Origin of the sequence: uncultured Paenibacillus sp., from assembly GCF_963515335.1 — a bacterium.
Lineage (GTDB): Bacteria > Bacillota > Bacilli > Paenibacillales > Paenibacillaceae > Paenibacillus_I.
The window spans coordinates 1-26,628 of record NZ_CAUPYC010000013.1 but is presented as its reverse complement, the minus strand read 5'-3'; the positions used below and the strand labels follow the sequence as shown (position 1 = coordinate 26,628).

The following is a 26,628-nucleotide window of genomic DNA, read 5'->3' as shown; positions in this document are numbered from 1 at the left end:
ACTTTCGTTTGTTTCTTTATGAACCACCTGGATCTGTGGGCTTGAAACAACGGCAAGTGAAAGTATTAATTTTGGGAAGGAGGTGGCAGCATGCCAACAATCAACCAGCTCGTTCGTAAAGGCCGCCAAGCGAAAGTCGTCAAATCGAAATCGCCGGCGCTCCAAAGAGGCTTCAACGCCCTGAAACGCGAAGCGACCGACATCAGCTCGCCGCAAAAGCGCGGTGTCTGTACCCGCGTAGGCACGATGACTCCGAAGAAACCGAACTCCGCTCTGCGGAAATACGCCCGTGTTCGTTTGACGAACCGCGTAGAGGTTACGGCTTACATTCCGGGTATCGGTCACAACCTGCAAGAGCATAGCGTCGTTCTGATTCGCGGCGGCCGGGTCAAGGACCTTCCGGGCGTACGTTACCATATCGTCCGCGGCGCGCTCGATACGGCAGGCGTGAACAACCGCAAGCAAGCTCGTTCCAAATACGGCGCGAAGCGTCCGAAAGCAGCCAAGAAGTAATCGGTTTTCATAATTAAGCAACTCCAGGAAAGGGGGACATCCTCATGCCACGCAAAGGACCTGTAACAAAGCGCGACGTACTGCCGGATCCGGTGTACAACAGCAAGCTGGTTACCCGACTGATCAACCGTGTTATGATCGACGGCAAACGCGGCGTAGCGGCAACTCTGCTGTATGACGCATTCAAGCTGATTCAAGAGCGCACGGGTAAAGATCCGATGGAGGTTTTCGAAGCCGCCATCAAGAACATTATGCCGGTGCTTGAAGTGAAAGCCCGCCGTGTAGGCGGAGCGAACTATCAGGTGCCGATCGAAGTGAAGCCGGAGCGCCGCACGTCGCTCGGACTTCGTTGGCTCGTGAACTACTCGCGCAACCGCGGCGAGAAGACGATGGAAGAGCGTCTGGCCGCTGAAATCATCGATGCATCGAACAACACCGGCGCATCCGTGAAGAAGCGCGAAGACACGCACAAGATGGCGGAAGCCAACAAGGCGTTTGCTCACTATCGCTGGTAGGATCCAAGAGACGAAAGGAGACATAATCATGGCTAGAGAGTTCTCCTTGAAAAATACCCGCAATATCGGGATCATGGCGCATATTGACGCCGGCAAGACGACCACCACGGAACGGATCCTGTTCTACACGGGCCGCACCCACAAAATCGGCGAGGTGCACGAAGGCGCCGCGACGATGGACTGGATGGAGCAGGAGCAGGAGCGCGGCATCACGATTACGTCCGCCGCTACGACCGCCCAGTGGAATGGTCACCGGATCAATATTATCGACACCCCGGGGCACGTCGACTTCACGGTTGAAGTCGAACGTTCCTTGCGCGTATTGGACGGGGCCGTAGGTGTATTCAGCGCGAAGGAAGGCGTTGAACCGCAGTCGGAAACCGTATGGCGCCAGGCTGACCGGTACGGCGTACCGCGGATCGCCTACGTCAACAAAATGGACATCATCGGTGCGGACTTCCTGAATGTCGTCAAAGACATGCGCGAGCGTCTGCAAGCGAATGCCGTGGCAATCCAATTGCCGATCGGCGCGGAGAACGATTTCAAAGGCGTTATCGATCTCGTCGAACGCGTAGCTTACGTGTACAAAGACGACCTCGGCAAAGAGCCTGAGAAAATCGAAATCCCGGCCGAATACAAGGACCAGGTCGAAGAGCTCCGCAATGAGCTTGTCGAGAAGGTAGCGGAATTGGACGAAGAGCTGACGATGAAATACCTTGAGGGAGAAGAAATCTCCGTTGAGGAATTGAAAGCGGCGCTGCGTAAGGGCGTCGTACAAGTTAAGATTTTCCCGGTTATCGCAGGTTCCTCGTACCGCAACAAAGGCGTGCAAATGATGCTGGATGCGGTCGTCGACTATCTTCCGTCGCCGATCGACGTTCCGGATATCAAGGGTGTTCTCGAAGACGGTACGGAAACGGTTCGCAAATCCGCGGACGATCAGCCGTTCTCGGCACTCGCCTTCAAAATTATGACGGATCCTTTCGTCGGCAAGCTGACGTTCTTCCGCGTGTACTCCGGTGTAATTGAAGCCGGTTCCTACGTGCTTAACGCCACCAAAGGCAAGCGCGAGCGGATCGGCCGTATTCTCCAGATGCATGCGAACAGCCGTCAAGAAATTTCCGTGTGCTACTCCGGCGACATTGCCGCTGCGGTCGGTCTGAAAGATACGATCACGGGCGACACGCTGTGCGACGAGAAGAACCCGGTTATTCTCGAATCCATGAACTTCCCTGAGCCGGTTATCCAAATCGCGATCGAGCCGAAAACGAAGGCCGACCAAGATAAAATGGGTACCGCTCTCTCCAAGCTGTCTGAGGAAGATCCTACGTTCCGCGCTTATACGGACGAAGAGACGGGCCAAACGATCATCGCCGGTATGGGTGAGCTTCACCTCGAGATTATCGTCGACCGTATGCTTCGCGAGTTCAAAGTCGAGACGAACGTCGGCAAGCCGCAGGTTGCTTACCGCGAGACGTTCAAGACCCCTGCGAAGGTCGAAGGCAAGTTCGTTCGCCAGTCCGGCGGACGCGGCCAATACGGCCACGTATGGATCGAGTTCGAACCGCAAGAGCCGGGCCAAGGTTTTGTTTTCGAGAACAAAATCGTCGGCGGCGTAGTGCCGCGCGAATACGTTCCGGCTGTACAGGCCGGTATCGAAGAGTCGATGAAGAACGGCGTGCTTGCCGGCTTCCCGCTGGTTGATATCAAAGCCCGTATCGTCGACGGATCGTACCATGACGTCGACTCCTCGGAGATGGCGTTCAAGATCGCGGGCTCCATGGCGCTCAAAGCGGCGAAAGACAAGTGTAATCCAGTTCTGCTTGAGCCGATCATGAAGGTTGAAGTAACCGTTCCTGAGGAATACTTCGGCGACGTAATGGGTATGCTGAGCTCCCGCCGCGGCCGCATCGAAGGTACGGACACGCGCTCCGGCGCGCAAATCATCCGTGCCAAGGTGCCTCTGGCAGAGATGTTCGGCTACTCCACGACGCTCCGCTCCGGTACGCAAGGACGCGGCGTGTTCGCAATGGAACTGTCTCACTACGAGGAAGTTCCGAAGTCGATCTCTGAGGAAATCATCTCGAAGAGCAAAGGCGCTTAAGCGTCCTGCTCATTCGGATAATAGCTTAGAAGTTTGCATTTGGCCGGGCGCCGTATTACACTTGTGGTGCACGCTCGGCCCACACATAACTATTTTCTAATATTAAGGAGGATTCAGTTCAATGGCTAAGGCTAAATTTGAACGCAACAAACCGCACGTTAACATCGGTACGATCGGTCACGTCGACCATGGCAAAACGACCCTAACGGCAGCCATCACCACCGTCCTCTCCAAAAAATACGGCGGCGCCGCAGTCGCATTCGACCAAATCGACAAAGCTCCGGAAGAGCGCGAGCGCGGTATCACGATCTCGACCGCCCACGTTGAATACGAAACGCCTAACCGTCACTATGCGCACGTTGACTGCCCAGGCCACGCCGACTATGTTAAAAACATGATCACCGGCGCAGCTCAAATGGACGGCGCGATCCTGGTTGTATCCGCAGCCGACGGCCCTATGCCGCAAACGCGCGAGCACATCCTGCTCTCCCGCCAGGTAGGCGTGCCTTACATCGTCGTATTCCTGAACAAATGCGATATGGTTGAAGACGAAGAGCTCCTTGAGCTGGTTGAGATGGAAGTTCGCGACCTGCTGAACGAGTACGAGTTCCCGGGCGACGACACGCCGATCATTCGCGGCGCGGCTCGTGAGGCACTGCAGAACCCTGACGGTCCTTGGGCCGACAAAATCGTTGAACTGTTCGAGCAAATCGACACCTACATCCCGACGCCTGAGCGCGACACCGACAAGCCTTTCCTGATGCCTGTCGAGGACGTGTTCACGATCACGGGCCGCGGTACGGTTGCTACGGGCCGTGTTGAGCGCGGTACGGTAAAAGTCGGCGACGAGGTCGAAATCATCGGTCTGGCCGAAGAAACACGCAAATCCGTGTGTACGGGCGTTGAAATGTTCCGCAAACTGCTTGACTCCGCTCAAGCGGGCGACAACATCGGCGCACTGCTGCGCGGTGTCGAGCGTAAAGACATCGAGCGCGGTCAAGTTATCGCGAAGCCGGGTTCGGTTAAGCCGCACACGAACTTCTCCGCTCAAATCTACGTCCTGACCAAAGAAGAGGGTGGCCGTCACAAGCCGTTCTTCACGGGTTACCGTCCGCAGTTCTACTTCCGGACGACGGACGTTACGGGTATCATCAACCTGCCTGAAGGCAGCGAGATGGTTATGCCCGGCGACAACATCACCGTTTCGGTCGAGCTGATCGCTCCGATCGCTATCGAAGAAGGCACGCGTTTCGCTATCCGCGAAGGCGGCCGTACGGTAGGCGCGGGCGCCGTTGCATCGATCTCCAAATAAGCAGACGCGGCTTTAGCCGCATGGTATAGCAAGAAAGCCCTCACTCCGGTGGGGGCTTTCTTGCTTGTTTGCCGGGGCGTTACGGTCGTCACTGCGTGAAAACGACTGCCTCCACCCGCTGCTCGTTCAGTGCGGCTTAGATGCTTCGGGCGGGGCGATAGGGTCGTCGCTGCGTGAAAACGACTGCCTCCACCCGCTGTTCCGTTCGAGTTGCCGCTGATTAGACGCAAGGTAGCAACTCGAACGCAAAGGCGGGCCGTAAACTTTCCGGCAGTTCGTTTTCCCTCCGCTCCTCCGTCGCCCCTTGCGCGCCCAAAGCCGCACCAAAACCCAAAAAACAAAGGGTCAGCCGCCGCGCCCCGGCTGACTCAACTATAATGGTCGGCAGGCAAAAGCCCTGCTGACTTACCTTTTTTAAGGGACCAGTCGTTGCTTCAGGTCGGATCCGAGTATATAGAGGGAATGGATTTTCTTCTATATATAGTGTGGGGGAGGAACGGGAATTAATCTGTAGATTCTTTAACTGGCATTCCTGATATTAGGAACATCTGAAGCGAAAGCCGATGACTCCGGCTTCGATGACAAAGTCAAGACCGCTGTGATCGTGTTCGTGACGACGAGAGGACGAATGGCTGCAGGCCAACGGCGGGTTGGTGACAGATCGGGGAGTAACCGGAGCGGCTGTGTTGGATTTTGTCTAATGTTAATCGGGTTTGGAGTTAGGCTTTCTTCGCTATGTTGGATTCTCTGCAGCCAAAACAGCCGGAATATCGTTTCACAGCGGATAGTGGTCAATTTCGCTGCACGATTTCCAGTTTAAACTTGCCTATCAGCGAAAAAAGTTCTTTTGGCTGGATAATATACAATCAAGGATTGCCAGGTTGTTCAAGGAACGCCGCCGCCGTTCATGAAATTGGAGAAGAACAGCGCTTAATTATAGAAGAAATCAATATTGTTAATGCTTGAGCAGCTTAAAAATCCGAGGAGGAAGAATCGAGAAAGGAGAATTCAACTCGGCTGTTGCGCCAGGAACGGTGCGGCACAATCAAGCGGATTTTATGCGAGAAGCGGTTGGCAATGTTTAGTTCATATCCGCGAGGGAGACACTGAGAACGGAGACCGCACACAGAGGCCGCCGATCCGAGATTCGGCGGCCTCCTTGCCTGCCCCAAAGGACGGATTATGGAGCATAATTATTCCCTTCCCCCGTATGCATAAAAACATGTTGCATTCGTCTATTCATTTCGATATAATATTGACTGTTGGTCTGCGACGTTGCGATGATGCGAGAGGTTGCCGACACACCCGGCCCCTTTGCCATGAGGTGCCAATGGGGACGCTGTCGGGGTATTCTCGCGGAGTATGTCCGATACTAAATTGGGCGATAGAAGGAGGGACTTATATGGCAAAGCAAAAGATTCGTATCCGCTTGAAAGCGTACGATCACAGAGTTCTTGACCAATCCGCGGAGAAAATCGTGGAAACCGCAAAACGTTCCGGTGCAGGCGTATCCGGGCCGATTCCGCTTCCGACGGAAAAGCAAATCATCACGATTTTGCGTGCGGTGCACAAGTACAAGGATTCCCGTGAGCAATTCGAGATGCGCACGCATAAGCGCTTGATCGACATTGTGAATCCTACGCCGCAAACGGTTGACGCGCTGATGCGTCTGGATCTGCCATCCGGTGTAGATATCGAAATTAAACTGTAAGACGAACGACTACTTAATGTGTGAAAGGAAATGAGGTGTCAACATGAAAGGTATCTTAGGTAAAAAGCTCGGCATGACGCAAGTATTTACCGCCGAAGGCAATGTGGTGCCGGTAACGGTCATCGAGGCCGGTCCTTGCGTCGTCCTGCAAAAGAAAGACCAGGCGAACGACGGGTACGAAGCCGTTCAGCTCGGTTTTGCCGATAAGAAAGAAAAGCGCGCGATCAAGCCGGAAATCGGCCACGCGCAGAAAGCCAACACGGCTCCTAAGCGCTACGTTAAAGAAATTCGCGGTATCAACATCGGCGAATACGAGGTTGGCCAGCAACTGAAAGCCGACCTGTTCGCGGAGGGCGAATATGTTGACGTAACGGGTATTTCCAAAGGCAAAGGCTTTGCCGGCGTCATCAAGCGTTGGGGACAAAGCACGGGTCCCATGTCCCACGGCTCGCGCTACCACCGCGGACCGGGTTCGATGGGTTCCATCCAGGCGAACCGCGTGCCGAAGGGCAAGCATCTGCCGGGCCACATGGGCCACGAAACGATCACGATCCAGAACCTCGAAATCGTCCGCGTGGACGCCGAGCGGAACGTGCTGCTCGTGAAGGGATCCATTCCGGGTCCGAAAAACAGCTTCGTGAAAATCAAATCGACGGTGAAAAAATAAACCTTTACAGAAAGGAGGAACATGAAATGCCAAAAGTAGCAGTATTCAATGTGAGCGGCTCGCAAGTAGGCGATATCGAACTGAATGACACGGTGTTCGGTATCGAGCCTAACGTTCACGTCCTGCATAGCGCCGTTCTGCTTCAGCAAGCTGCAGAGCGCCGCGGTACGCACAAGACGAAAGGACGCTCCGAAGTACGCGGCGGAGGCCGGAAGCCTTGGAAGCAAAAGGGCACGGGCCGCGCTCGTCAAGGCAGCATCCGGGCACCGCAATGGGTAGGCGGCGGTACGGTATTCGGACCGACTCCGCGCACCTACGGCTTCAAACTGCCGAAGAAAGTTCGCCGCTTGGCGATCAGATCCGCACTGTCTTCGAAAGTGATCGATAACGAAATCATCGTATTGGATCAACTGGCGCTGAACGCTCCCAAGACGAAAGAGTTCGCCGGTTACCTGAACAATCTTAAAGTTGCCCGCAAGGCGCTGATTGTAACGGCCAATTATGAAGATAACGTGGCGAAATCCGCCCGTAACATTCCGGGAATCAAAATCGTCGCTGCAGACGGCATCAATGTTCTGGATGTTATGCTTTACGACAAGCTGATCATCACGAAAGAAGCGGTCGAGAAAGTACAGGAGGTGCTTGCGTAATGAAGGATCCACGCGATATTATCAAGCGCCCGGTCATCACGGAACAAACGAGCGAATTTATGGTTAACAAGCGTTACGTGTTCGAAGTTGATCTCCGCGCAACCAAAACGGAAATCAAATCCGCCGTAGAGCAGATCTTCAAAGTGAAAGTCGTCAGCGTCAACACGCTGCGCATGCCGGCCAAGCCGAAGCGCTACGGCCGCCACTCGGGCTACACGTCCGAATGGAAAAAAGCGATCGTTCAGCTCAGCGCCGACAGCAAAGAACTCGAATTCTTCGAAGCATCCGTATAAGTAAGGAGGGAAACCAAGTGCCAATTAAGAAGTATAAACCGACTTCTCCGGCACGCCGTGCGATGTCGGTCTCGACTTTCGAAGAGATCACGACGAGCACGCCGGAGAAATCGCTGCTTGCGCCGCTGTTCAAGAAAGCCGGCCGCAACAACCAAGGTAAAATTACGGTTCGCCACCATGGCGGCGGACACAAGCGCAAATACCGCATTATCGACTTCAAGCGCAACAAGGACGGAATCGCCGGTAACGTTGCCACCATCGAATACGATCCGAACCGTACGTCGAACATCGCGCTTATCCACTATGCGGACGGCGAGAAGCGATACATCATCGCGCCGAAGGGCTTGAAGGTCGGCGATCAGATCATGTCCGGTCCTGCAGCCGACATCAAGATCGGCAACGCGCTGCCGCTGGAGAACATTCCGGTAGGTACGGTTATCCACAACATCGAGCTGAAGCCCGGCAAGGGCGGCCAATTGGTTCGCGCAGCCGGTACGGAAGCACAACTGCTCGGTAAAGAAGAAGCTTACGCCGTCATCCGCCTGACTTCCGGCGAAATGCGCCGTGTCTTGAAGACTTGCCGCGCAACGATCGGTTCCGTAGGCAACGAGGACCATGAGCTCGTGAAGATCGGTAAAGCTGGTCGTAACCGTTGGCTCGGCAAACGTCCGGAAGTTCGCGGTGTCGTCATGAACCCGAACGACCACCCGCACGGCGGCGGCGAAGGCCGCGCACCGATCGGCCGCAAATCGCCGATGTCGCCTTGGGGCAAGCCGACGCTCGGATACAAAACGCGCAAGAAGAAAAAGGCTTCCAGCCAATATATTATTCGTCGCCGCACGAAATAATAAACGACCGGATTGCCGAAGGGCTATCCGGTTGAGACGAAGGGAGGAACACCCATGGGTCGCAGTCTGAAGAAGGGACCGTTCATCGACGGTTACCTGCTCAAGAAGGTTGAGGACTTGAACACGGCGAACAAGAAGGTCGTGATCAAAACGTGGTCCCGCCGTTCCACCATTTTCCCGCAATTCATCGGTCACACGTTTGCCGTTTATGACGGCCGCAAGCACGTGCCGGTGTATGTGACGGAAGACATGGTCGGACACAAGCTCGGCGAATTCGCGCCGACGCGCACGTACAAAGGCCACACCGACGCCGAGAAGAAAACCGGCAGAAGATAATAATCGCCGCAGGCGGTTTTTACACGTATGAGAGGAGGTTCAACCTATGCAACAAGCAAAAGCCAGCGTCAACCACGTTCGAGTCGCTCCTCGGAAAGCGCAGCTGGTTGTGGATTTGATCCGCGGCAAGCAAGTCGGCGAGGCGATCGCCATCCTGCGCCACACGCCGAAATCGGCATCCCCGATCGTGGAGAAGCTGCTCAACTCGGCCATCGCAAACGCAGAGCATAACTTCCAACTGGACGTCAATAAGTTGGTCGTATCTCAGGTTTACGTGAACCAGGGTCCAACGATGAAACGTTTCCGCCCGCGTGCAATGGGACGTGCCAGCCGGATCAACAAGCGAACCAGCCACATCACTCTGGTGGTATCCGAAAAATAAGGAGGGAAAACGTGTGGGTCAAAAGGTAAATCCCGTCGGTCTTCGTATCGGCATCATCCGGGATTGGGAATCGAAATGGTATGCCGGCAAAGACTTCGGCGATCTTCTTCTGGAAGACGTGAAAGTTCGTGAATACCTGAAAAATAAATTGAAAGACGCAGCCGTTTCCCGCATCGAGATCGAGCGCGCGACGAACCGCGTGAACGTCACGATCCATACCGCGAAGCCGGGCATGGTCATCGGCAAGGGCGGTTCCGAAGTGGAAAACCTGCGTACGGAGCTGGCGAAAATCACCGGCGGCAAAAAAGTGCACATCAACATTTCCGAAATCAAACAAGCAGATCTGGACGCTATTCTCGTAGCGGAAAGCATCGCTCAGCAGCTTGAACGCCGCATATCGTTCCGTCGCGCCATGAAGCAGGCGATCCAACGGACGATGCGCGCAGGCGCGAAAGGGATCAAGACCGGCGTTAGCGGCCGTCTCGGCGGTGCGGAAATCGCACGCTCCGAAGGCTACAGCGAAGGTACGGTTCCTCTGCATACGCTGCGTGCCGACATCGACTACGGCACGGCGGAAGCTCATACGACTTACGGCCGCATCGGCGTAAAAGTATGGATCTACCGCGGTGAAGTGCTTCCGACCAAGAAGAAAGCTGCCGTCCAGGAAGGAGGCAACTAATCATGTTGGTACCAAAACGCGTCAAACACCGCAAACAGCAGCGCGGCAACATGAGAGGCCGCGCCAAAGGCGGTACGGAAGTGGTTTTCGGCGAATACGGCCTTCAAGCTCTTGAGCCGGCATGGATCACGAACCGCCAGATCGAGGCTGCCCGTATTGCCATGACCCGCTACATCAAGCGGGGCGGTAAAGTTTGGATAAAAATTTTCCCTGCCAAGCCGATCACGCAGAAGCCTCTCGAGGTGCGGATGGGTAGCGGTAAAGGTAACGTAGAGAAGTGGGTTGCCGTCGTCAAGCCGGGCAAGATCATGTTCGAGCTCGCCGGCGTATCCGAGGAAATCGCACGCGAAGCTATGCGTCTTGCGGCTCACAAGCTGCCGGTCAAGACGAAGTTCGTGAAACGCGAAGAAGTGGGTGGTGAAGCAAATGAAGGCTAGTGAATTCCGCAACCTGACCACTGCTGAGATCGAACAGAAAATCGCAGGCTTCAAGGAAGAGCTTTTCAACCTTCGTTTCCAACTGGCTACCGGCCAGCTGGACAATCCGACCCGGATTCGTGACGTGCGGAAAGAAATTGCTCGGGCCAAGACCGTCATTCGTGAACGCGAACTGGGGATTACGAGCTGATTGAAGTCCCTCAATCAGATGAATACCGCTTCTTTTAAGGAAGGAGGAAGAACATGAGCGAACGCAACGCACGCAAAGTTCAAATCGGCAAAGTCGTCAGCGACAAGATGGAAAAAACGATCGTAGTCGCCGTCGAAACGTACAAAAAGCATGACCTTTACCACAAGCGCATCAAGTACACGAAGAAATTCAAGGCGCATGACGAGAACAATCAAGCCAAGATCGGCGACATTGTGAAAATAATGGAGACTCGTCCGCTTTCCAAGGACAAACGCTTCCGTCTGGTCGAAATCGTCGAAGAAGCGATCATCCTGTAATACCTTTGAATCTTAAGCATTTTTCCGAAAGGAGGACGTTACCATGATTCAACCCTTTACACGTCTGGCTGTAGCCGACAACTCCGGAGCGAAGGAACTGATGTGCATTCGCGTGCTGGGCGGAACGGGACGTCGCGTCGGCCACATCGGCGATCTGATCGTTTGTTCCGTAAAATCCGCAACACCCGGTGGCGTTGTCAAAAAAGGCGACGTAGTCAAAGCCGTTATCGTTCGTACGCGCCGTTCGGTTCGCCGGAAGGACGGTTCCTATATCTCGTTCGACGAAAATGCGGCTGTAGTCGTAAAAGAGGACAAGAGCCCGCGCGGCACGCGTATTTTCGGACCGGTTGCCCGCGAGCTGCGCGATAAGGATTTCATGAAAATCGTATCGCTCGCACCGGAAGTTATCTAAAAGAGTTCCCCACAAAGTGAAGCCAAGCGTTGAAGCTTAGTCCGAGTACTTTGCGGGGGCCCCGATAGAAAGAACAAGAATTAGCCCAATTTGCAGTCGAAGTGAGGTGTAACGAATGCCAAGGCTGAAAAAAGTGCTGGAATCGCACAACAATAAGCTGCACGTGAAGAAGGACGATAACGTCATCGTCATCACGGGCAAGGACAAAGGGAAAAAAGGCCGCGTTATCGCCGCTTATCCCCGCCAGAACCGCGTCCTGATCGAAGGCGTGAACATGGTCAAGAAGCATACGCGTCCGTCCCAGCAGAATCCGCAAGGCGGCATTATCGAGCAGGAAGCTCCGATTCACGTATCAAACGTCATGCACATCGATCCGAAGAGCGGCAAGCCGACCCGCGTCGGTTACAAAGTGCTCGAGAACGGCAGCAAAGTCCGGATCGCGAAGAAATCCGGCGAAGTGATCAACTAATTGAGGTTGACGGAAAGGAGGTCCATGATTCATGGCAGCAAGAATGAAAGATCGTTTTCTGAACGAAATCACGCCTGCTCTGATGCAGAAGTTTAACTATACGACGGTTATGCAAGTACCGAAGATCGAGAAGGTCGTTATCAACATGGGTGTCGGCGAAGCGGTTGCCAACTCCAAAGTGCTCGACGTAGCGGTTGACGAGCTTCAGCAAATCGTCGGTCAAAAACCGGTTATCACGCGCGCGAAGAAATCGATCGCCGGCTTCAAGCTTCGCGAAAATATGCCGATCGGGGTAAAAGTCACGCTGCGCGGCGAGCGCATGTACTACTTCCTCGACAAGCTGTTCAACATCGCGCTTCCGCGCGTCCGCGACTTCCGCGGCGTGAGCACGAAAGCGTTCGACGGCCGCGGCAATTACACGTTGGGCCTGAAGGAACAGCTGATTTTCCCGGAGATCGAATACGATAAAGTCGATAAAGCGCGCGGTATGGACGTCGTCATCGTCACGACGGCAAAATCGGACGAAGAAGCTCGTGAGCTGCTGACCCAATTGGGTATGCCGTTCGCGAAGTAATCCACTTCTAGGAGGTGTAAACCAAGTGGCAAAAACTTCGATGAAAGTGAAGCAGCAACGTACGCCGAAGTTTAAAGTGCGCGCTTATACGCGCTGCGAGCGTTGCGGCCGTCCGCACTCCGTTCTGCAAAAGTTCAAGATTTGCCGGATTTGTTTCCGCGAATTAGCATACAAAGGCCAGATTCCTGGCGTCAAAAAAGCAAGCTGGTAATCAGCCGAGTACGGGAAGGAGGTTTTCGAGAATGGTTATGTCTGATCCTGTAGCAGATATGTTGACCCGCATTCGCAACGCGAACACCGTGCGTCATGAAACCGTGGAACTGCCCGCTTCGAAAATGAAGAAGCAAATCGCCGAGATTCTGAAAAGCGAGGGCTTCATCCGCGATGCCGAATATATCGAGGACAGCAAGCAAGGGATTATCCGTATTTTCCTGAAATACGGCCCGAACAACGAGCGCGTCATCACCGGCCTGAAGCGCATCAGCAAACCGGGACTTCGCGTGTACACGAAATCGACCGAGGTTCCGCGCGTACTGGGCGGTCTGGGAATCGCGATCATTTCCACATCCAAAGGAATTATGACCGACAAAGCTGCCCGTCAAGCCAAAGCCGGCGGCGAAGTCGTCTGCTACGTCTGGTAATTCAACCGAAAGAAGATTGGAGGTGTCACAATGTCCCGTATTGGCCGTAAACCGATCCAGGTGCCGAATGGCGTAAACATTACCCTGGATAACAGCTTGATTACCGTTAAAGGCCCGAAAGGCACGCTGTCCCGTGAGCTGCACAAGGACATGAAAGTCGTTGTCGCAGAGAACGAAATCACGATCGAGCGTCCTTCCGACAATAAACTGCACCGTTCCCTGCACGGAACGACCCGGAGCGTTGTTGCCAACATGGTGAGCGGCGTAACGGAAGGCTTCAGCAAAAACCTGGAGCTCGTCGGCGTCGGTTACCGGGCGAACAAGACCGGCGAGAAGGTAGTTCTGAACGTAGGCTACTCCCACCCGGTTGAGATCGTTCCCGATAAGGGCATCGAGTTCGAAGTTCCTTCGAACACGAAAATCATTGTCCGCGGCATCGACAAGGAGCTTGTCGGCGCTACGGCAGCCAAAATCCGTTCCGTACGCGAACCTGAGCCGTATAAAGGCAAAGGCATCAAGTACGAAGGCGAGCGGATCCTTCGCAAAGAAGGTAAAGCAGGCAAGAAGAAATAATAACGGCCTGAAAGGCCTTTACGTGAAACGGCGGCTTAACCCGTCGTTACCAGCGGCATGACCGCATTGTAGGAAAGGAGTGTACCGAGCTATGATTACAAAGGGCGACAAGAACAAAGCGCGTCTGAAAAGACACTTGCGAGTCCGTAAGAAAATCAACGGTACGGTCGCGCGGCCGCGTTTGTCCGTATACCGTTCCTCGAAGCACATCTACGCTCAGTTGATCGACGACGTGCAAGGCGTAACGATCGCATCCGCGTCCACTGTGGATAAAGAGCTGGCCGGCAAAGTCGGCAACGGCGGCAGCACGGAGGCGGCTCGCCAGGTAGGCGAACTGATCGCATCCCGCGCCAAAGCCAAAGGCGTAGACAAAGTGGTATTCGACCGCGGAGGTTACCTGTACCACGGCAGAATCCAGGCATTGGCGGACGCGGCGCGCGAAGCCGGTCTTGAGTTTTAATCGACAAATCGAACAAGGAGGTATTACGACTTGCGTATAGATCCGAATACGTTAGAACTGACGGAAAAAGTAGTTCAGATCAACCGCGTAGCGAAGGTTGTTAAAGGCGGACGCCGTTTCAGCTTCAGCGCGCTGGTCGTCGTCGGCGACGGCAAAGGCTGGGTTGGCGCAGGGATCGGCAAAGCTTCCGAGGTGCCGGACGCCATCCGTAAGGGCATCGACGACGCGAAGAAAAACCTGATCCACGTTCCGCTTGTCGGCACGACGATTCCGCACCTAGTGCTCGGTCATTTCGGCGCCGGCGAAGTTCTGCTGAAGCCTGCATCCGAAGGTACGGGCGTTATCGCCGGCGGTCCTGTTCGCGCCGTGCTCGAGCTGGCAGGCGTAGGCGACATTTTGACGAAATCTCTCGGTTCTTCTAATTCCATGAACATGGTTAACGCGACGCTCGAAGGCCTTTCCCGCCTGAAACGCGCCGAGGACGTAGCCAAACTGCGTGGAAAAACCGTAGAAGAGCTGCTCGGTTAAGGAGGCGAATTCGATGGCAAAATTGCAAATCACCCTCGTTCGCAGCCTGATCGGCCGTAACGAGAAGCAGCGCGCGACCGTTCAAGCGCTCGGCTTGCGCAAGCTTCACCAATCGGTTGTCCAGAACGACAGCCCGGCCATCCGCGGCATGGTGAACCATGTCAGCCATCTGGTCAAAGTTGAAGAAGTGCAAGGCTGACTGCCTGTCATAGACAAGAAGGCAAAATCTACAAGGAGGTGCTACGAACGATGAAATTGCATGAGCTTAAGCCTGCTGAGGGGTCCCGTAAGGACGTGAAGCGCAAAGGCCGCGGTATCGGCAGCGGCAACGGCAAAACGGCCGGCAAAGGGCATAAAGGCCAAAACGCCCGTTCCGGCGGCGGTGTTCGTCCGGGCTTCGAGGGCGGTCAGAACCCGCTGTACCGCCGTCTTCCGAAGCGCGGCTTCAACAATCCGTTCCGCAAGGAATATGCCGTCGTCAACATCGAAGATCTGAACGGCTTTGCAGCCGGTACGGAAGTAACGCCGGAGCTTCTGATGGAGCAGGGCCTGGTGAAAAACCCGCAAGCCGGTATCAAGATTCTCGGTAACGGCGATATTACGGTGGGCATCACGGTCAAAGCTAACAAGTTCTCTCAATCTGCGGTAGAGAAAATCCAGGCTGCCGGCGGTAAAACCGAGGTGATCTAATTGTTCAAGACCTTGTCCAACATCTGGAAAGTGGATGATCTTCGCAGACGTATTCTGTTCACGCTGTTCATCCTGCTTGTGTACCGCGTAGGTTCGTTCGTTCCGGCACCGAACATCGACAAATCGAGATTCGAGGATATCAACGCGCAAGGCGCGGACCTGTTCGGCTTGCTCAATACGTTCTCCGGCGGCGCGCTCTTCCAATTCTCGATCTTCGCGCTCGGGATCATGCCGTATATCACGGCATCGATCATCGTTCAGCTGCTCAGCATGGACGTTATTCCGAAGTTTGCGGAATGGGCGAAGGAAGGCGAGAACGGGAAACGCAAGCTGGCGCAGATCACGCGGTACGGCACGGTCGTACTCGGTCTGATCCAGGCGTTCGCCACCTCGATCGGATTCAACAACACTTACCAGATGGTCATCAATCCGAGCTTCGGCACGTATGCGATGATTGCCATCGTCCTGACGGCCGGCACCGCCTTCCTGATGTGGCTCGGTGAACAAATTACCGAGCGCGGCATCGGAAACGGCATCTCGATCATCATTTTCGCCGGGATCGTGGCTTCCATCCCTACGCATATCCGCACGATCTACGCGACGGAGTTTGTTGACAACCCGGATCAATTGTTTATCAGCATTCTGAAAGTGATCGCGATCGTCGTTGCGATCGTCGCGATTATCGTGGGTGTCATTTTCGTGCAACAGGGCATCCGCAAAATTCCGGTTCAATACGCCAAGCGCGTCGTCGGCCGGAAGATGTACGGCGGTCAATCGACGCACATTCCGCTGAAGGTGAACGGCGCAGGCGTTATCCCGGTCATTTTCGCGGTTTCGCTGCTCTTTTTTCCGATTACGATCGCACAGTTTTGGGCGGATAAGGCATGGGCGAATTGGATCATCAATAACATGTATTACGACCAGCCGCTCGGCATGGTGTTGTACGTGATCTTGATCATCGCATTCACCTTCTTCTATACTTTCGTTCAAATCAACCCGGTGCAAATGGCGGATCAAATGAAGAAGAACGGCGGTTACATTCCGGGCATCCGTCCGGGCAAGCCGACTTCCTCCTACATCACGCGCGTTATGTCCCGGATCACGCTTTCCGGTGCGCTGTTCCTGGCGATCATCTCGGTTCTGCCGGTCATATTCGGCGCCATTGCCGGCTTGCCACGCTCGGTTCAGTTGGGCGGAACGTCGCTCCTGATCGTTATCGGCGTCGCGCTCGACACGATGAAGCAGATCGAAAGCCAGTTGATCAAACGTCACTACAAAGGGTTTATCAATAAATAACGATAGGTTCGCAAGCGGGCCGGCGATTTCCGCGCGTAGGAGCGTGAAGCCCGTCCGGGCCTATTGTGCTTAAAGTGAGGAGCGACGCATGAACATCCTTTTTATGGGGCCTCCGGGCGCCGGCAAGGGCACGCAAGCCGAACGCATCGTGGATACGTTCGGAGTTCCGCACATTTCGACCGGCGACGCATTCCGCCTTGCGATGAAGCAAGGCACGCCGCTCGGTCAAAAGGCGAAAGAGTACGTTGACCAAGGGCTGCTCGTTCCCGACGACGTGACGAACGGAATCGTTCGCGACCGGCTGCTGCAGGACGACTGCGAGAAGGGCTTCCTGCTCGACGGCTTTCCGCGGACACTGGCGCAAGCCGAAGCGCTCGACGGCATGCTGGCCGAAATGGGACGCCGAATCGACCACGTCATCAACCTGAAGGTCGATCGCAGCCTGCTGCTTGCCCGTTTGACGGGACGCCGGATCTGCAAAGCATGCGGTTCGACGTATCACGTGCTCTTTAATCCGCCGAAACAGGAAGGCGTATGCGACAAGTGCGGCGGAGAGCTGTATCAGCGCTCCGACGACACGGAAGAGAAGGTCGGCACGCGTCTGGACGAATATATTTCCAAGACGGCGCCTCTTCTTGCGTATTACGAAGGCAAAGGTCTGCTGCGCGAAGTGGACGGCGAGAAGGAAATCGATACGGTAACCTCGGATATCGTATCTTATTTGAAAGGGCAGTCCGAATGATTATCTGCAAGTCCGAAGCGGAACTGGGTTTCATGAGGGAAGCCGGACGCATCGTGGCGGATACGCATCGGCTGCTGGCGCGGGCGATCAAGCCCGGCGTGACGACGGGGGAACTCGACAAGATCGCCGAGGATTATATTCGCAGCCAGGGAGCCGTACCTTCCTTCAAAGGCTACAATCAATTTCCAGCAAGTATATGTGCTTCTGTTAACGATGAATTGGTGCACGGCATACCCGGACCGCGGGTTCTGAACGAGGGCGATATCATCAGTGTCGACATCGGCGCCCAGTATAACGGCTATCACGGCGATTCAGCCTGGACCTACGGGGTCGGCCGGATATCCGAGGATGCCCGCCGATTGCTCGAGGTGACGGAGAAGTCGCTCTATGCGGGACTCGAGCTCGTAAAGCCGGATGTGCGGCTGTATACCATTTCTCACGCAATTCAGCAGGCGGTGGAGCAAGCGGGGATGTCGATCGTTCGCGAATATGTCGGCCATGGAATCGGCGCAAGCCTCCATGAAGAACCGCAAATTCCGAACTACGGCGTACCGGACCGCGGCCCCCGGCTGAAGCCCGGCATGGTGCTGGCCATCGAGCCGATGGTTGTGCTCGGCGAGCGGTACGTCCGCACGCTGCAGGATAATTGGACGGTCGTTACCGTCGACGGCACATGGTGCGCGCATTTCGAGCATACCGTCGCCGTTACGGAGAATGGGCTTGAGATTTTAACCCGCTCTTCCGCGACATAAACGGGGTGGTGACGGCATGGAAGCTTTTCCGGAATGGGGCCGGCTGGTCAAGGTGCTGAGAGGCAAGGACCGGGGCGGCTGCGCGGTGATCATCGGCATCGAAGACGACCGTTTCGTACTCATCGCCGATGGGAACAAACACCGGTTCGACGATCCGAAGAAGAAGAACCTGCTCCATCTGGAGCTTCTGCCCGCCGTCAGCTCCGAAGTGGCCGACAGCATGCGGGAAACCGGTCGGGTGACCAACGCCAAGCTGCGCTTTGCGATTCAGAAGTATAACGAGCGGAAAGGAGAATGACGGTGGCTAAAGAAGATGTAATCGAAGTTGAAGGTACGGTTATTGAACCGTTGCCGAACGCCATGTTCAAGGTGGAACTGGAGAACGGACATCAAATTCTGGCCCACGTATCCGGCAAGCTCAGAATGCACTTTATCCGCATCCTGACGGGAGATAAAGTGGTTATCCAGTTGTCGCCTTACGATCTGACAAGAGGTCGTATCACTTATCGGAAGTAGTCCGGCGAGGACTGCCGACGAAGTATTCGGGAGGTAATCACAATGAAGGTCAGACCTTCGGTTAAGCCGATTTGCGAGAAATGCAAAGTCATTCGCCGCAAAGGCAATGTGATGGTGATTTGTGAAAATCCGAAACACAAACAAAAACAAGGATAAGAAGAAGGAGGGATAGACGAACCATGGCACGTATAGCTGGTGTAGACTTGCCGCGTGACAAGCGCGTAGTAATCGCCCTGACGTACATTTTCGGTATCGGTAAAACGACAGCCCAGAAAATCCTCACGGAGACCGACATCAACGAAAATACCCGCGTGCGCGACCTGACGGAAGATGAAGTCAGCCGCCTTCGCGAAAACATTGATAAATCCGTCAAAGTGGAAGGCGACCTGCGTCGCGAAATCTCGCTGAATATTAAGCGGTTGATTGAGATCGGCTGCTACCGTGGAGTCCGTCATCGTCGCGGCTTGCCCGTTCGCGGTCAACGCACCAAGACGAACGCCCGGACCCGTAAAGGTCCTCGTCGGACTGTAGCGAACAAGAAGAAGTAATAAGGGGGGATAACTGAAAATGGCTAAACCGAAAAAAGTCGTACGTACCAAACGCCGCGACCGGAAAAATATCGAGACCGGCGTCGCGCACATCCGCTCGACGTTCAACAACACGATCGTAACGATCACCGATCCGCACGGCAACGCGATCTCGTGGGCTTCCTCCGGCAACCTGGGCTTCAAAGGCTCCCGGAAAAGCACGCCGTTCGCCGCTCAGATGGCAGCGGAATCGGCGGCGAAAGCGGCTATGGAACACGGCATGAGAACGGTCGAAGTTATGGTTAAAGGACCGGGCGCAGGCCGCGAAGCCGCGATCCGTTCCCTTCAGGCGGCCGGTCTTGAAGTTAACCTGATTAAAGACGTCACGCCGGTTCCGCACAACGGATGCCGTCCGCCGAAACGTCGCCGCGTATAGTTCAAAACGCGTGTGGTATCAAATATCTGCAACTTGTGAATAATGGTTGTGAAGGTTAGGCATACTACATGTTTTTGGCCGTATGAACGGTGTAGATACTGAAACGGCATGCTGCCGATGATCGGTATGAACGGAGCGACGTTTGAAGGAGGGTACTTTTAGTGATTGAGATCGAAAAGCCGAAAATCGAAACCGTAGAGCTGAGCGACGAGGGCACATACGGACGTTTCGTGGTAGAACCGCTTGAACGCGGCTATGGCACGACGCTCGGCAACTCGCTGCGCAGAATTCTTTTGTCGTCGCTGCCAGGCGCGGCCGTCACCTCGGTGCAAATCGACGGCGTTCTTCATGAGTTCTCGACGATTCCCGGCGTCTACGAGGACGTGACCGAAATCATCCTGAACCTGAAGAGCCTCTCGTTGAAAATTCATTCCGACGAGGAAAAGGTGTTGGAAATCGATGCGGAGGGCGACGGCGCGGTAACGGCCGGCGACATTCGCGCGGACAGCGATGTCGAAATTCTCAACCCGGATCTTCATATTGCGACGCTCGCCTCCGGCGCCCGGCTTCATATGCGGGTGTTTGCGAACCGCGGGCGCGGTTATGTGCAAGCAGACCGTAACAAACGCGAGGATCAGCCGATCGGCGTTCTGCCTGTCGATTCGATCTACACGCCGATTACCCGCGTGAATTACAGCGTGGAGAATACACGCGTGGGACAAGTGACGAACTATGACAAGCTGACGCTTGAAGTATGGACCGACGGCAGCATCCGCCCGGAAGAAGCGGTGAGCCTCGGCGCGAAAATCCTGAACTCGCATCTGGACCTGTTCGTCGGCCTGACCGACGAGGCGAAGGACGCCGAGATCATGGTGGAGAAAGAGGAAGACAAGAAAGAGAAAGTGCTCGAGATGACGATCGAGGAGCTCGATCTTTCCGTTCGTTCCTACAACTGTCTGAAACGCGCAGGCATCAACACCGTTCAAGAGCTGATCACGAAAACCGAAGAAGATATGATGAAGGTCCGCAACCTGGGCCGCAAATCTTTGGAGGAAGTTCAGGAGAAGCTGGAAGAGCTCGGTTTGGGCCTCCGGATGGAAGACTAGGCTTGACCGCCGACCGGACAACAATGAATGCAAGTCCTTTAGAAGGAGGGGAAACACATGGCATATCAAAAGCTGGGACGTGACGCAAGCGCGCGGAAAGCATTGTTCCGCGACCTGGTCACCGACCTTTTCCTGTATGAGCGCATCCAGACGACCGAAGCGAAAGCGAAGGAAGTTCGTTCGATTGCGGAGAAGCTGATCACGAAAGCGAAGAAGGGAGACCTTCACGCGCGCCGTCAAGTTGCGGCATTCGTTCGCCGCGAGACGGTTGACGGCGAGCAGGACGCAATCCAGAAGCTGTTCTCCGAATTGGCCACCCGCTACTCGGAACGTGCGGGCGGATACACGCGGATCCTGAAGCTGGGCCCCCGTCGCGGAGACTCGGCGCCTATGGTTTATTTGGAACTGGTGGACCGTGCGTAGTTGAAACGGGAAGAGAAAGGGTGGCGCAGGCCACCTTTTTTTCTTTGTTTCTGGAAAAGAAAGGTTGGAATCTTCAAGCTATGCTGCATGTATCGTTCTCCGCCTGTTGTTGTGTTCGCGTTATGGTATGAGCAGATGAATAGCGTTTAGGATTTATGCTATTTTAGTTTAAGGGAGTAAGCGGTTAAGGGCGTTAAGGAAGTGGAGAGGCTGAGGGAGGGGGAGATAAGGTGCGGAATATTGCGATGGTGGTGAGCTATGACGGCGGGGCGTATCACGGGTTTCAGTCGCAGCCTAGCGGCTTGACCGTTCAGGATGAGCTTGAGAAGGCCATAAGGAAGCTGAGCGGTGAGAACGTCAAGATCGACGGCTCCGGGCGCACCGACGCCGGCGTGCATGCCTACGGCCAAGTGATCAACTTTCGCAGCTCCTCCCCGATCCCGATCGAGCGATGGGCGGTCGCCATGAACAGCCGGCTTCCCCAGGACATCGTCGTCCGCAGCGCCCATGAGATGCCGCCGGAGTTCAGCTCGCGCAAATCGGCGGTCAGGAAGACATACCGATATTCAATCAGTACCGGCAGGCATCCGAATGTATTCAACCGGAGGTTTCGATACCATCATTATAACCCGCTGGATGTTGAGGCGATGCGCGAGGGGATCCGGTATCTGCTGGGTGAGCACGATTTCTCGTCGTTCACTTCGGCGGGCTCCACGAAGAAGAGCCATGTGCGCACGATCTATGATGTTCGGATCGAATGTGACGGGAACGAGATCCACATGTTTATGACCGGCAGCGGTTTTCTGTACAACATGGTTCGTATCGTGATGGGCACGCTGCTGTGGGTCGGGGAAGGCAAATGGCCGCCCGGCGCGATGGGGCCGGTGCTGGCCGCGAAAGACCGCTCGAAAGCCGGTCCCCGCGCAGAGGCGCACGGTCTTGCGCTGTGGGAGGTCCGGTATCCCGAGCCTTATCAATCCTCTCTGGATAACGATTCCGCCGCTCGCGGTCGTTCGTAAATGTCGGCCGGCCGAAGCAGGTGAAGGCTGTGGATTTGCAGGCTGATGAAACGCTTCCGAGCCCCGGAGCCCGCACCTGTATTTGATCGTAACTTTTACTTGCGGAGCAAGTGAGAATATAGTAGAATATAACTTGTGCTTTCTTAGTGGCTCTCCCACAGCCCCGACTAAGATCGCCGAACTTGGCAAAGCTTTATAAGTTGCCGAACGCTCCGTGCTTAGCGGAACGCCACGCAACGTTGACAACGAATATGAACCTTGAACAAGACGTTTCCATACATGTGAAATGTGCGAAAGAATGAAGGAGGATATCCCATGCGTACAACGTTTATGGCCAAGCCGAACGAAGTCGAACGCAAATGGTTCGTCATCGATGCGGAAGGCAAGACGCTCGGCCGTCTGGCCAGCGAAGCCGCCGCTCTGATCCGCGGCAAGCACAAACCGCAATTCACGCCTCACGTTGACACCGGCGACTTCGTCGTCATCGTCAACGCCGAGAAAATCGTCCTGACGGGCAAGAAGCTGTCCGACAAGAAGTACTACCGTCATTCCATGTATCCGGGCGGCCTGAAGGTCACTTCCGCCGGCGACATGCTGAAGAAGTTCCCTGAGCGCGTTCTGGAGTTCGCGATCCACGGCATGCTGCCGAAGAACCGCCTGGGCGAGAAGATGAAGCTGAAGCTGAAAGTCTACGCCGGTCCGGAGCATCCGCACCAGGCACAAAATCCAGAAGTGTACGAGCTTCGAGGTTAAGAAAGGGAGGACCATTTCATGGCACAAGTCCAATACTATGGAACAGGTCGTCGTAAACACTCGGTAGCGCGCGTGCGCCTCGTACCGGGTGAAGGACGAATTATTGTAAACAAGCGCGATCTTAACGAATATTTCGGCCACGAAACGCTGAAACTGATCGTGAAGCAACCGCTCGCTCTGACCGACACGCTGACGAAGTACGACATCATCGTACTGGCGAACGGCGGCGGCACGACGGGTCAAGCCGGCGCCATCCGCCACGGCATTTCCCGCGCTCTGCTGAAGGCCGATCCGGAATTCCGTCCGGCGCTCAAGCGCGCAGGCTTCCTGACACGCGACCCGCGGATGAAGGAACGCAAGAAATACGGCTTGAAAGCGGCACGCCGCGCGCCGCAGTTCTCGAAGCGCTAATATTCGCACCCGATACCTTCTCCGCCAAGCGTGGAGAAGGTATTTTTTTGCGGCAACGTGAAGCCCATGGAACCCGATTCGAATACAATAAAGAGCCCAGCCTTCCGCAAGGGCGGTTTTTGCGGAACCGGCGTAAGGTTATCGTTGAGTTATCGGGACGAAAGTCGTATAATTAGTTTAATGCATATCATTTTACTAGGAATTAATCACGGAGGTCGTTGAAATGAATCTGTTTGAGAAAGAAGCGCTTGTCAGCCAAAAAGCTGCAGAGCTTGAAAACGCCAGCCCGGAAGATATTCTCCGTTACGCGGTTGAGACGTTCCCGAACATGACGTTCGCGTGCAGCTTCGGCGCGGAGGATGTCGTCCTTGTCGATATGCTTCAGAAGATCAGCCCGAAGACGGACATTTTCTACTTGGACACCGACTTTCACTTCAAGGAAACCTATGAGACGCGCGACCGTCTGGAGCAGCGGTACGGCATGAAATTCGTTCAGGTCAAGCCGGCGCTTACGCCGGAAGAGCAAGCGGCCCGTCACGGTGAAGAACTGTGGAAATCCGACCCGAACGCTTGCTGCAACATCCGCAAGGTTGCGCCGCTGACGCAAATTTTGTCCAAGTACGACGCCTGGATCACCGGTATCCGCCGCGATCAGGCGCCGACCCGCGCCAACGCGAAGAAGGTGGAATACGACACCAAGTTCGGCCTGATCAAGTTCAACCCGATCGCAAGCTGGACCTCCGAGCAGGTGTGGGAATACATCCGCGCCAATGACGTCATCTACAATCCGCTGCACGACAACTATTTCCCAAGTATCGGCTGCGAGTATTGCACCCGCCAGGTTATGCCGGGTGAAGACCCGCGTGCGGGACGTTGGGCAGGATCCGACAAAACGGAATGCGGCTTGCATAAATAATCGACCACCGGGCCGACAGGGCTCGATATTACAGGAGGTTTACGCAACATGAGTATCCAACCACACGGCGGCGTACTGGTGAACCGGATCGCAGCCGGCGGTGAACGGGAAGCGCTGCTTGCCGAAGCATCGAAGCTGAAGAGCATTGCCGTTAACGCCTGGACGATTTCCGACCTCGATCTGATCGGTGTCGGCGCATTCTCACCATTGACCGGGTTTATGACGAAGGCCGATTATACGTCGGTCGTCGATAACATGCGTCTGGCGAACGGCCTGGTATGGAGCATTCCGATTACGCTCGCGGTTGAGCCGAACAAGGCGGCCGAACTGAACGCGGGCGAACGCGCCGCACTTGTAGGCGAGAACGGTGTGATCTACGGCGTCATCGATATCGAAGATATTTACACCGTCGATCAAAACCATGAAGCGATCCGCGTATTCAAGACCGACGAGCTCGAGCATCCGGGCGTCGCGAAGCTGATGGAACGGTCTTCGACATACGTCGGCGGCGCGGTTACCGTGCTGAACCGCCCGCAGCCGGACAAGTTCCAGGAGTTTTACTTCGATCCGTCGGAGACCCGCCGGCTGTTCGCGGAGAAGGGCTGGAATACTGTAGTGGGCTTTCAGACCCGCAACCCGGTTCACCGGGCGCATGAGTACATTCAGAAATGCGCGATGGAGATCGTCGACGCGCTTTTCCTTAATCCGCTCGTGGGCGAAACGAAGTCGGACGACGTTCCGGCGAATGTCCGCATGAAAAGCTATCTGGCGCTGCTGGAGAACTATTATCCGCAGGACCGCGTCTTCCTCGGCGTGTTCCCGGCCGCTATGCGTTATGCCGGCCCGCGCGAAGCGATTTTCCACGCGATGGTCCGCAAAAACTACGGCTGCACACACTTCATCGTCGGCCGCGACCATGCCGGCGTAGGCGACTACTACGGCACTTATGAAGCGCAGGATCTGCTGAAGTCGTTCAAGCCGGAAGAGCTCGGCATTACGCCGCTCTACTTCGAGCACAGCTTTTTTTGCACGAAGTGCGGCAATATGGCTTCCAGCAAGACGTGTCCGCACGGCAAGGAGGATCATCTGACCTTGTCCGGTACGAAGGTTCGCGCGCTGCTGCGCGACGGCGTCTGCCCGCCGCCGGAGTTTTCACGTCCGGAAGTGGCCAAAATTCTCATTGAAGGCATGTCGGAGCAGCCCGTCGGGTGACGCGCCGCTCATAAAACACCACCTCGTCCCATATAGTGTATAGGACGCCGGCTTCCCGCAAGCCCGCGCCCGGACACATAGGGGATCGGGGTGGTTTTTTCATGCGCCGGATCAGAAATCGGATCATCGTCTGGATCAATTATAAAGGAGCTCTCCGCCTTGGTTTAGGCATGGCGATCTTACTGCTGCTGTCGTTCATGCTGGCGCAGGACCCGACTTCGCGCACATGGACATACTGGACGCTGCCGCTGTCGGGAAAAACGATCTACCTGGATGCCGGCCACGGCGGGGTGGACGGCGGCGCGGTAAGCAAGCAGGGAGACGTGGAAAAGGATCTGAATCTCGCAATCGCCCTCCATCTGCGGGATTATTTGCAGCAAGCGGGCGCGCTTGTCGTCATGACCCGGGAGGATGACCGGGATTTGGCGGAAGAAGGGACGAAGGCGCTCAGCCGGCGGAAAACGGAAGATTTGCTCCGGCGGGTGGACAATATACGGCAGCAAGCTCCGGATGTCGTGCTGAGCATCCATATGAACAGCATTCCGTCGCCGCGCTGGTCCGGGGCCCAAACGTTCTATTACCCGAACCATCCGGATAATCTGCTGCTCGCCTCGCTCATTCAGGAGGAAATCAAGCGCAATCTTGAGAATACCAAACGTGCAGCCAATCAGGTAAACACGGTCTATATGCTGAAGGCAATCGAAAATATTCCTACCGCGCTGGTGGAAGTCGGATTCCTCTCGAATCCGGGAGAGGCCCAGCTGCTGGCGGATACGGAATACCAGCGTCAGGTGGCGGCGTCCATCTACCAAGGCATATTGCGCTATTTTACGGGAGAGAAGCTGCCGGGGCCGAATATCTCCTGAGCGGACAATATGGTATAATAAAGCGATCGAGAAATACATAGCAACCGGGCGGCCCCTATGACCGCCCGAGCGGATACGAGGTGTGGAGCGGTTATGCTAACGCGTGAACAAGTGGTGGAGGCGGTCGGCCGGTTGAAAGGGTCGTCCGGAGAGTCGGCGGGCGCGGACGGAGTGCAGGTCCGGGACGTCGTTGTGAAGGACCGTCAGGTGTCGATGACGGTCCTGACCCCGAGCGGGCAGCAGGATGCCCGGCTCGTGGAAGCGCTGCGCGCCGCGCTCATGCGGGGCGGAGCCGAAACCGTGCATCTGCGGTTTCGGCCCGCCGACGGCGCGCAGGCGGCGCCAGGGGCAG

General features: G+C 55.5%; 42 protein-coding genes and 1 pseudogene. All 43 read left to right on the top strand.

Annotated features, from left to right (window positions below; translation table 11 throughout):
• Positions 1-90 precede the first annotated feature (90 nt).
• Positions 91-513 (top strand): 30S ribosomal protein S12, encoded by a 423-nt coding sequence (rpsL, locus tag RWM61_RS06845; RefSeq protein ID WP_313998844.1) that lies wholly within the window; start codon positions 91-93, stop codon positions 511-513.
• 44 nt (positions 514-557) lie between these two features.
• A complete protein-coding gene (gene rpsG / locus RWM61_RS06840; RefSeq protein ID WP_313998842.1) occupies positions 558-1,028 on the top strand; it encodes a 30S ribosomal protein S7 in 471 nt (156 codons plus the stop codon).
• Positions 1,029-1,056: 28 nt separating this feature from the next.
• The gene (gene fusA / locus RWM61_RS06835) at positions 1,057-3,132 is read left to right on the top strand and encodes an elongation factor G (protein ID WP_313998840.1); all 2,076 of its coding nucleotides are present in this window, start codon (positions 1,057-1,059) and stop codon (positions 3,130-3,132) included.
• A 121-nt stretch (positions 3,133-3,253) separates the two neighbouring features.
• On the top strand, positions 3,254-4,444 hold the full coding sequence (gene tuf, locus RWM61_RS06830; protein WP_313998838.1) for an elongation factor Tu: 1,191 nt from the start codon (positions 3,254-3,256) through the stop codon (positions 4,442-4,444).
• Positions 4,445-5,179: 735 nt separating this feature from the next.
• Positions 5,180-5,410 (top strand): hypothetical protein, encoded by a 231-nt coding sequence (locus tag RWM61_RS06825; RefSeq protein WP_313998836.1) that lies wholly within the window; start codon positions 5,180-5,182, stop codon positions 5,408-5,410.
• A 436-nt stretch (positions 5,411-5,846) separates the two neighbouring features.
• A complete protein-coding gene (gene rpsJ, locus RWM61_RS06820) occupies positions 5,847-6,155 on the top strand; it encodes a 30S ribosomal protein S10 (RefSeq protein ID WP_006212922.1) in 309 nt (102 codons plus the stop codon).
• A gap of 43 nt (positions 6,156-6,198) precedes the next feature.
• Positions 6,199-6,822, top strand: a complete 624-nt coding sequence (gene rplC / locus RWM61_RS06815; RefSeq protein ID WP_313998831.1) for a 50S ribosomal protein L3 — start codon at positions 6,199-6,201, stop codon at positions 6,820-6,822.
• Between the two features lie 26 nt (positions 6,823-6,848).
• Positions 6,849-7,472: a 50S ribosomal protein L4 gene (rplD, locus tag RWM61_RS06810; RefSeq protein WP_313998829.1), complete on the top strand. Its 624-nt coding sequence runs from the start codon at positions 6,849-6,851 to the stop codon at positions 7,470-7,472.
• Positions 7,472-7,765 carry a 50S ribosomal protein L23 gene (gene rplW / locus RWM61_RS06805; RefSeq protein WP_313998827.1) on the top strand — a complete coding sequence of 98 codons (294 nt, stop codon included), beginning with the start codon at positions 7,472-7,474 and terminating at the stop codon, positions 7,763-7,765. Before rplD ends, rplW begins: the two co-directional genes overlap by 1 nt.
• 17 nt (positions 7,766-7,782) lie before the next feature.
• Positions 7,783-8,613: a 50S ribosomal protein L2 gene (rplB, locus tag RWM61_RS06800; protein WP_313998824.1), complete on the top strand. Its 831-nt coding sequence runs from the start codon at positions 7,783-7,785 to the stop codon at positions 8,611-8,613.
• A gap of 54 nt (positions 8,614-8,667) precedes the next feature.
• Positions 8,668-8,949 carry a 30S ribosomal protein S19 gene (rpsS, locus tag RWM61_RS06795; RefSeq protein ID WP_313998822.1) on the top strand — a complete coding sequence of 94 codons (282 nt, stop codon included), beginning with the start codon at positions 8,668-8,670 and terminating at the stop codon, positions 8,947-8,949.
• Positions 8,950-8,995: 46 nt separating this feature from the next.
• Positions 8,996-9,331, top strand: a complete 336-nt coding sequence (gene rplV / locus RWM61_RS06790; RefSeq protein ID WP_313998820.1) for a 50S ribosomal protein L22 — start codon at positions 8,996-8,998, stop codon at positions 9,329-9,331.
• Between the two features lie 13 nt (positions 9,332-9,344).
• On the top strand, positions 9,345-10,010 hold the full coding sequence (gene rpsC, locus RWM61_RS06785) for a 30S ribosomal protein S3 (RefSeq protein WP_313998818.1): 666 nt from the start codon (positions 9,345-9,347) through the stop codon (positions 10,008-10,010).
• 2 nt (positions 10,011-10,012) lie between these two features.
• On the top strand, positions 10,013-10,447 hold the full coding sequence (gene rplP, locus RWM61_RS06780; protein ID WP_313998816.1) for a 50S ribosomal protein L16: 435 nt from the start codon (positions 10,013-10,015) through the stop codon (positions 10,445-10,447).
• A complete protein-coding gene (rpmC, locus tag RWM61_RS06775; RefSeq protein ID WP_313998814.1) occupies positions 10,437-10,637 on the top strand; it encodes a 50S ribosomal protein L29 in 201 nt (66 codons plus the stop codon). Before rplP ends, rpmC begins: the two co-directional genes overlap by 11 nt.
• A gap of 53 nt (positions 10,638-10,690) precedes the next feature.
• Complete coding sequence (gene rpsQ / locus RWM61_RS06770; protein ID WP_313998812.1) at positions 10,691-10,954, top strand: 30S ribosomal protein S17; 264 nt, start codon at positions 10,691-10,693, stop codon at positions 10,952-10,954.
• Positions 10,955-10,997: 43 nt separating this feature from the next.
• Positions 10,998-11,366, top strand: coding sequence for a 50S ribosomal protein L14 (rplN, locus tag RWM61_RS06765; protein ID WP_036580063.1), 369 nt, complete (start codon positions 10,998-11,000; stop codon positions 11,364-11,366).
• A gap of 115 nt (positions 11,367-11,481) precedes the next feature.
• Complete coding sequence (rplX, locus tag RWM61_RS06760; RefSeq protein ID WP_313998809.1) at positions 11,482-11,835, top strand: 50S ribosomal protein L24; 354 nt, start codon at positions 11,482-11,484, stop codon at positions 11,833-11,835.
• Positions 11,836-11,866: 31 nt separating this feature from the next.
• Positions 11,867-12,409: a 50S ribosomal protein L5 gene (rplE, locus tag RWM61_RS06755; RefSeq protein WP_313998807.1), complete on the top strand. Its 543-nt coding sequence runs from the start codon at positions 11,867-11,869 to the stop codon at positions 12,407-12,409.
• Between the two features lie 25 nt (positions 12,410-12,434).
• Positions 12,435-12,620: a type Z 30S ribosomal protein S14 gene (locus RWM61_RS06750; protein WP_013312154.1), complete on the top strand. Its 186-nt coding sequence runs from the start codon at positions 12,435-12,437 to the stop codon at positions 12,618-12,620.
• 31 nt (positions 12,621-12,651) lie between these two features.
• Positions 12,652-13,050, top strand: coding sequence for a 30S ribosomal protein S8 (gene rpsH, locus RWM61_RS06745; RefSeq protein ID WP_313998804.1), 399 nt, complete (start codon positions 12,652-12,654; stop codon positions 13,048-13,050).
• Positions 13,051-13,080: 30 nt separating this feature from the next.
• Positions 13,081-13,623 (top strand): 50S ribosomal protein L6, encoded by a 543-nt coding sequence (rplF, locus tag RWM61_RS06740; protein ID WP_313998802.1) that lies wholly within the window; start codon positions 13,081-13,083, stop codon positions 13,621-13,623.
• Between the two features lie 91 nt (positions 13,624-13,714).
• Entirely contained in the window at positions 13,715-14,083 is a 369-nt protein-coding gene (gene rplR / locus RWM61_RS06735) for a 50S ribosomal protein L18 (protein ID WP_313998800.1), read from the top strand.
• A gap of 30 nt (positions 14,084-14,113) precedes the next feature.
• Positions 14,114-14,611 carry a 30S ribosomal protein S5 gene (gene rpsE / locus RWM61_RS06730; protein WP_313998797.1) on the top strand — a complete coding sequence of 166 codons (498 nt, stop codon included), beginning with the start codon at positions 14,114-14,116 and terminating at the stop codon, positions 14,609-14,611.
• Positions 14,612-14,624: 13 nt separating this feature from the next.
• The gene (gene rpmD / locus RWM61_RS06725) at positions 14,625-14,810 is read left to right on the top strand and encodes a 50S ribosomal protein L30 (protein WP_313998795.1); all 186 of its coding nucleotides are present in this window, start codon (positions 14,625-14,627) and stop codon (positions 14,808-14,810) included.
• Positions 14,811-14,860: 50 nt separating this feature from the next.
• A complete protein-coding gene (gene rplO, locus RWM61_RS06720) occupies positions 14,861-15,301 on the top strand; it encodes a 50S ribosomal protein L15 (RefSeq protein WP_313998792.1) in 441 nt (146 codons plus the stop codon).
• On the top strand, positions 15,302-16,597 hold the full coding sequence (gene secY / locus RWM61_RS06715; RefSeq protein ID WP_313998790.1) for a preprotein translocase subunit SecY: 1,296 nt from the start codon (positions 15,302-15,304) through the stop codon (positions 16,595-16,597).
• Positions 16,598-16,685: 88 nt separating this feature from the next.
• Complete coding sequence (locus RWM61_RS06710) at positions 16,686-17,339, top strand: adenylate kinase (RefSeq protein ID WP_313998788.1); 654 nt, start codon at positions 16,686-16,688, stop codon at positions 17,337-17,339.
• The gene (gene map / locus RWM61_RS06705) at positions 17,336-18,091 is read left to right on the top strand and encodes a type I methionyl aminopeptidase (protein ID WP_313998786.1); all 756 of its coding nucleotides are present in this window, start codon (positions 17,336-17,338) and stop codon (positions 18,089-18,091) included. The genes RWM61_RS06710 and map overlap by 4 nt, the downstream gene beginning before the upstream one ends.
• A gap of 16 nt (positions 18,092-18,107) precedes the next feature.
• Positions 18,108-18,389 carry a KOW domain-containing RNA-binding protein gene (locus tag RWM61_RS06700; protein WP_313998784.1) on the top strand — a complete coding sequence of 94 codons (282 nt, stop codon included), beginning with the start codon at positions 18,108-18,110 and terminating at the stop codon, positions 18,387-18,389.
• A 2-nt stretch (positions 18,390-18,391) separates the two neighbouring features.
• Complete coding sequence (gene infA / locus RWM61_RS06695; protein ID WP_035121186.1) at positions 18,392-18,607, top strand: translation initiation factor IF-1; 216 nt, start codon at positions 18,392-18,394, stop codon at positions 18,605-18,607.
• 42 nt (positions 18,608-18,649) lie between these two features.
• A complete protein-coding gene (rpmJ, locus tag RWM61_RS06690; RefSeq protein WP_003333770.1) occupies positions 18,650-18,763 on the top strand; it encodes a 50S ribosomal protein L36 in 114 nt (37 codons plus the stop codon).
• 23 nt (positions 18,764-18,786) lie between these two features.
• Positions 18,787-19,155, top strand: coding sequence for a 30S ribosomal protein S13 (gene rpsM, locus RWM61_RS06685; RefSeq protein WP_313998770.1), 369 nt, complete (start codon positions 18,787-18,789; stop codon positions 19,153-19,155).
• Between the two features lie 19 nt (positions 19,156-19,174).
• The gene (gene rpsK, locus RWM61_RS06680) at positions 19,175-19,570 is read left to right on the top strand and encodes a 30S ribosomal protein S11 (protein ID WP_313998767.1); all 396 of its coding nucleotides are present in this window, start codon (positions 19,175-19,177) and stop codon (positions 19,568-19,570) included.
• 161 nt (positions 19,571-19,731) lie between these two features.
• Entirely contained in the window at positions 19,732-20,676 is a 945-nt protein-coding gene (locus tag RWM61_RS06675) for a DNA-directed RNA polymerase subunit alpha (RefSeq protein ID WP_036580109.1), read from the top strand.
• Positions 20,677-20,733: 57 nt separating this feature from the next.
• A complete protein-coding gene (gene rplQ, locus RWM61_RS06670) occupies positions 20,734-21,099 on the top strand; it encodes a 50S ribosomal protein L17 (protein ID WP_087570332.1) in 366 nt (121 codons plus the stop codon).
• A 230-nt stretch (positions 21,100-21,329) separates the two neighbouring features.
• Entirely contained in the window at positions 21,330-22,118 is a 789-nt protein-coding gene (truA, locus tag RWM61_RS06665) for a tRNA pseudouridine(38-40) synthase TruA (protein WP_313998762.1), read from the top strand.
• Positions 22,119-22,433: 315 nt separating this feature from the next.
• A complete protein-coding gene (rplM, locus tag RWM61_RS06660; RefSeq protein ID WP_313998760.1) occupies positions 22,434-22,871 on the top strand; it encodes a 50S ribosomal protein L13 in 438 nt (145 codons plus the stop codon).
• An 18-nt stretch (positions 22,872-22,889) separates the two neighbouring features.
• Entirely contained in the window at positions 22,890-23,282 is a 393-nt protein-coding gene (rpsI, locus tag RWM61_RS06655) for a 30S ribosomal protein S9 (RefSeq protein ID WP_036580115.1), read from the top strand.
• A 223-nt stretch (positions 23,283-23,505) separates the two neighbouring features.
• A complete protein-coding gene (locus RWM61_RS06650) occupies positions 23,506-24,198 on the top strand; it encodes a phosphoadenylyl-sulfate reductase (protein ID WP_313998755.1) in 693 nt (230 codons plus the stop codon).
• A 48-nt stretch (positions 24,199-24,246) separates the two neighbouring features.
• Positions 24,247-25,410, top strand: coding sequence for a sulfate adenylyltransferase (gene sat / locus RWM61_RS06645; protein WP_313998753.1), 1,164 nt, complete (start codon positions 24,247-24,249; stop codon positions 25,408-25,410).
• A gap of 101 nt (positions 25,411-25,511) precedes the next feature.
• Positions 25,512-26,276: an N-acetylmuramoyl-L-alanine amidase CwlD gene (gene cwlD, locus RWM61_RS06640; RefSeq protein WP_313998751.1), complete on the top strand. Its 765-nt coding sequence runs from the start codon at positions 25,512-25,514 to the stop codon at positions 26,274-26,276.
• Between the two features lie 93 nt (positions 26,277-26,369).
• Positions 26,370-26,628: pseudogene (locus tag RWM61_RS06635) on the top strand (MRP family ATP-binding protein); the annotation flags it as partial.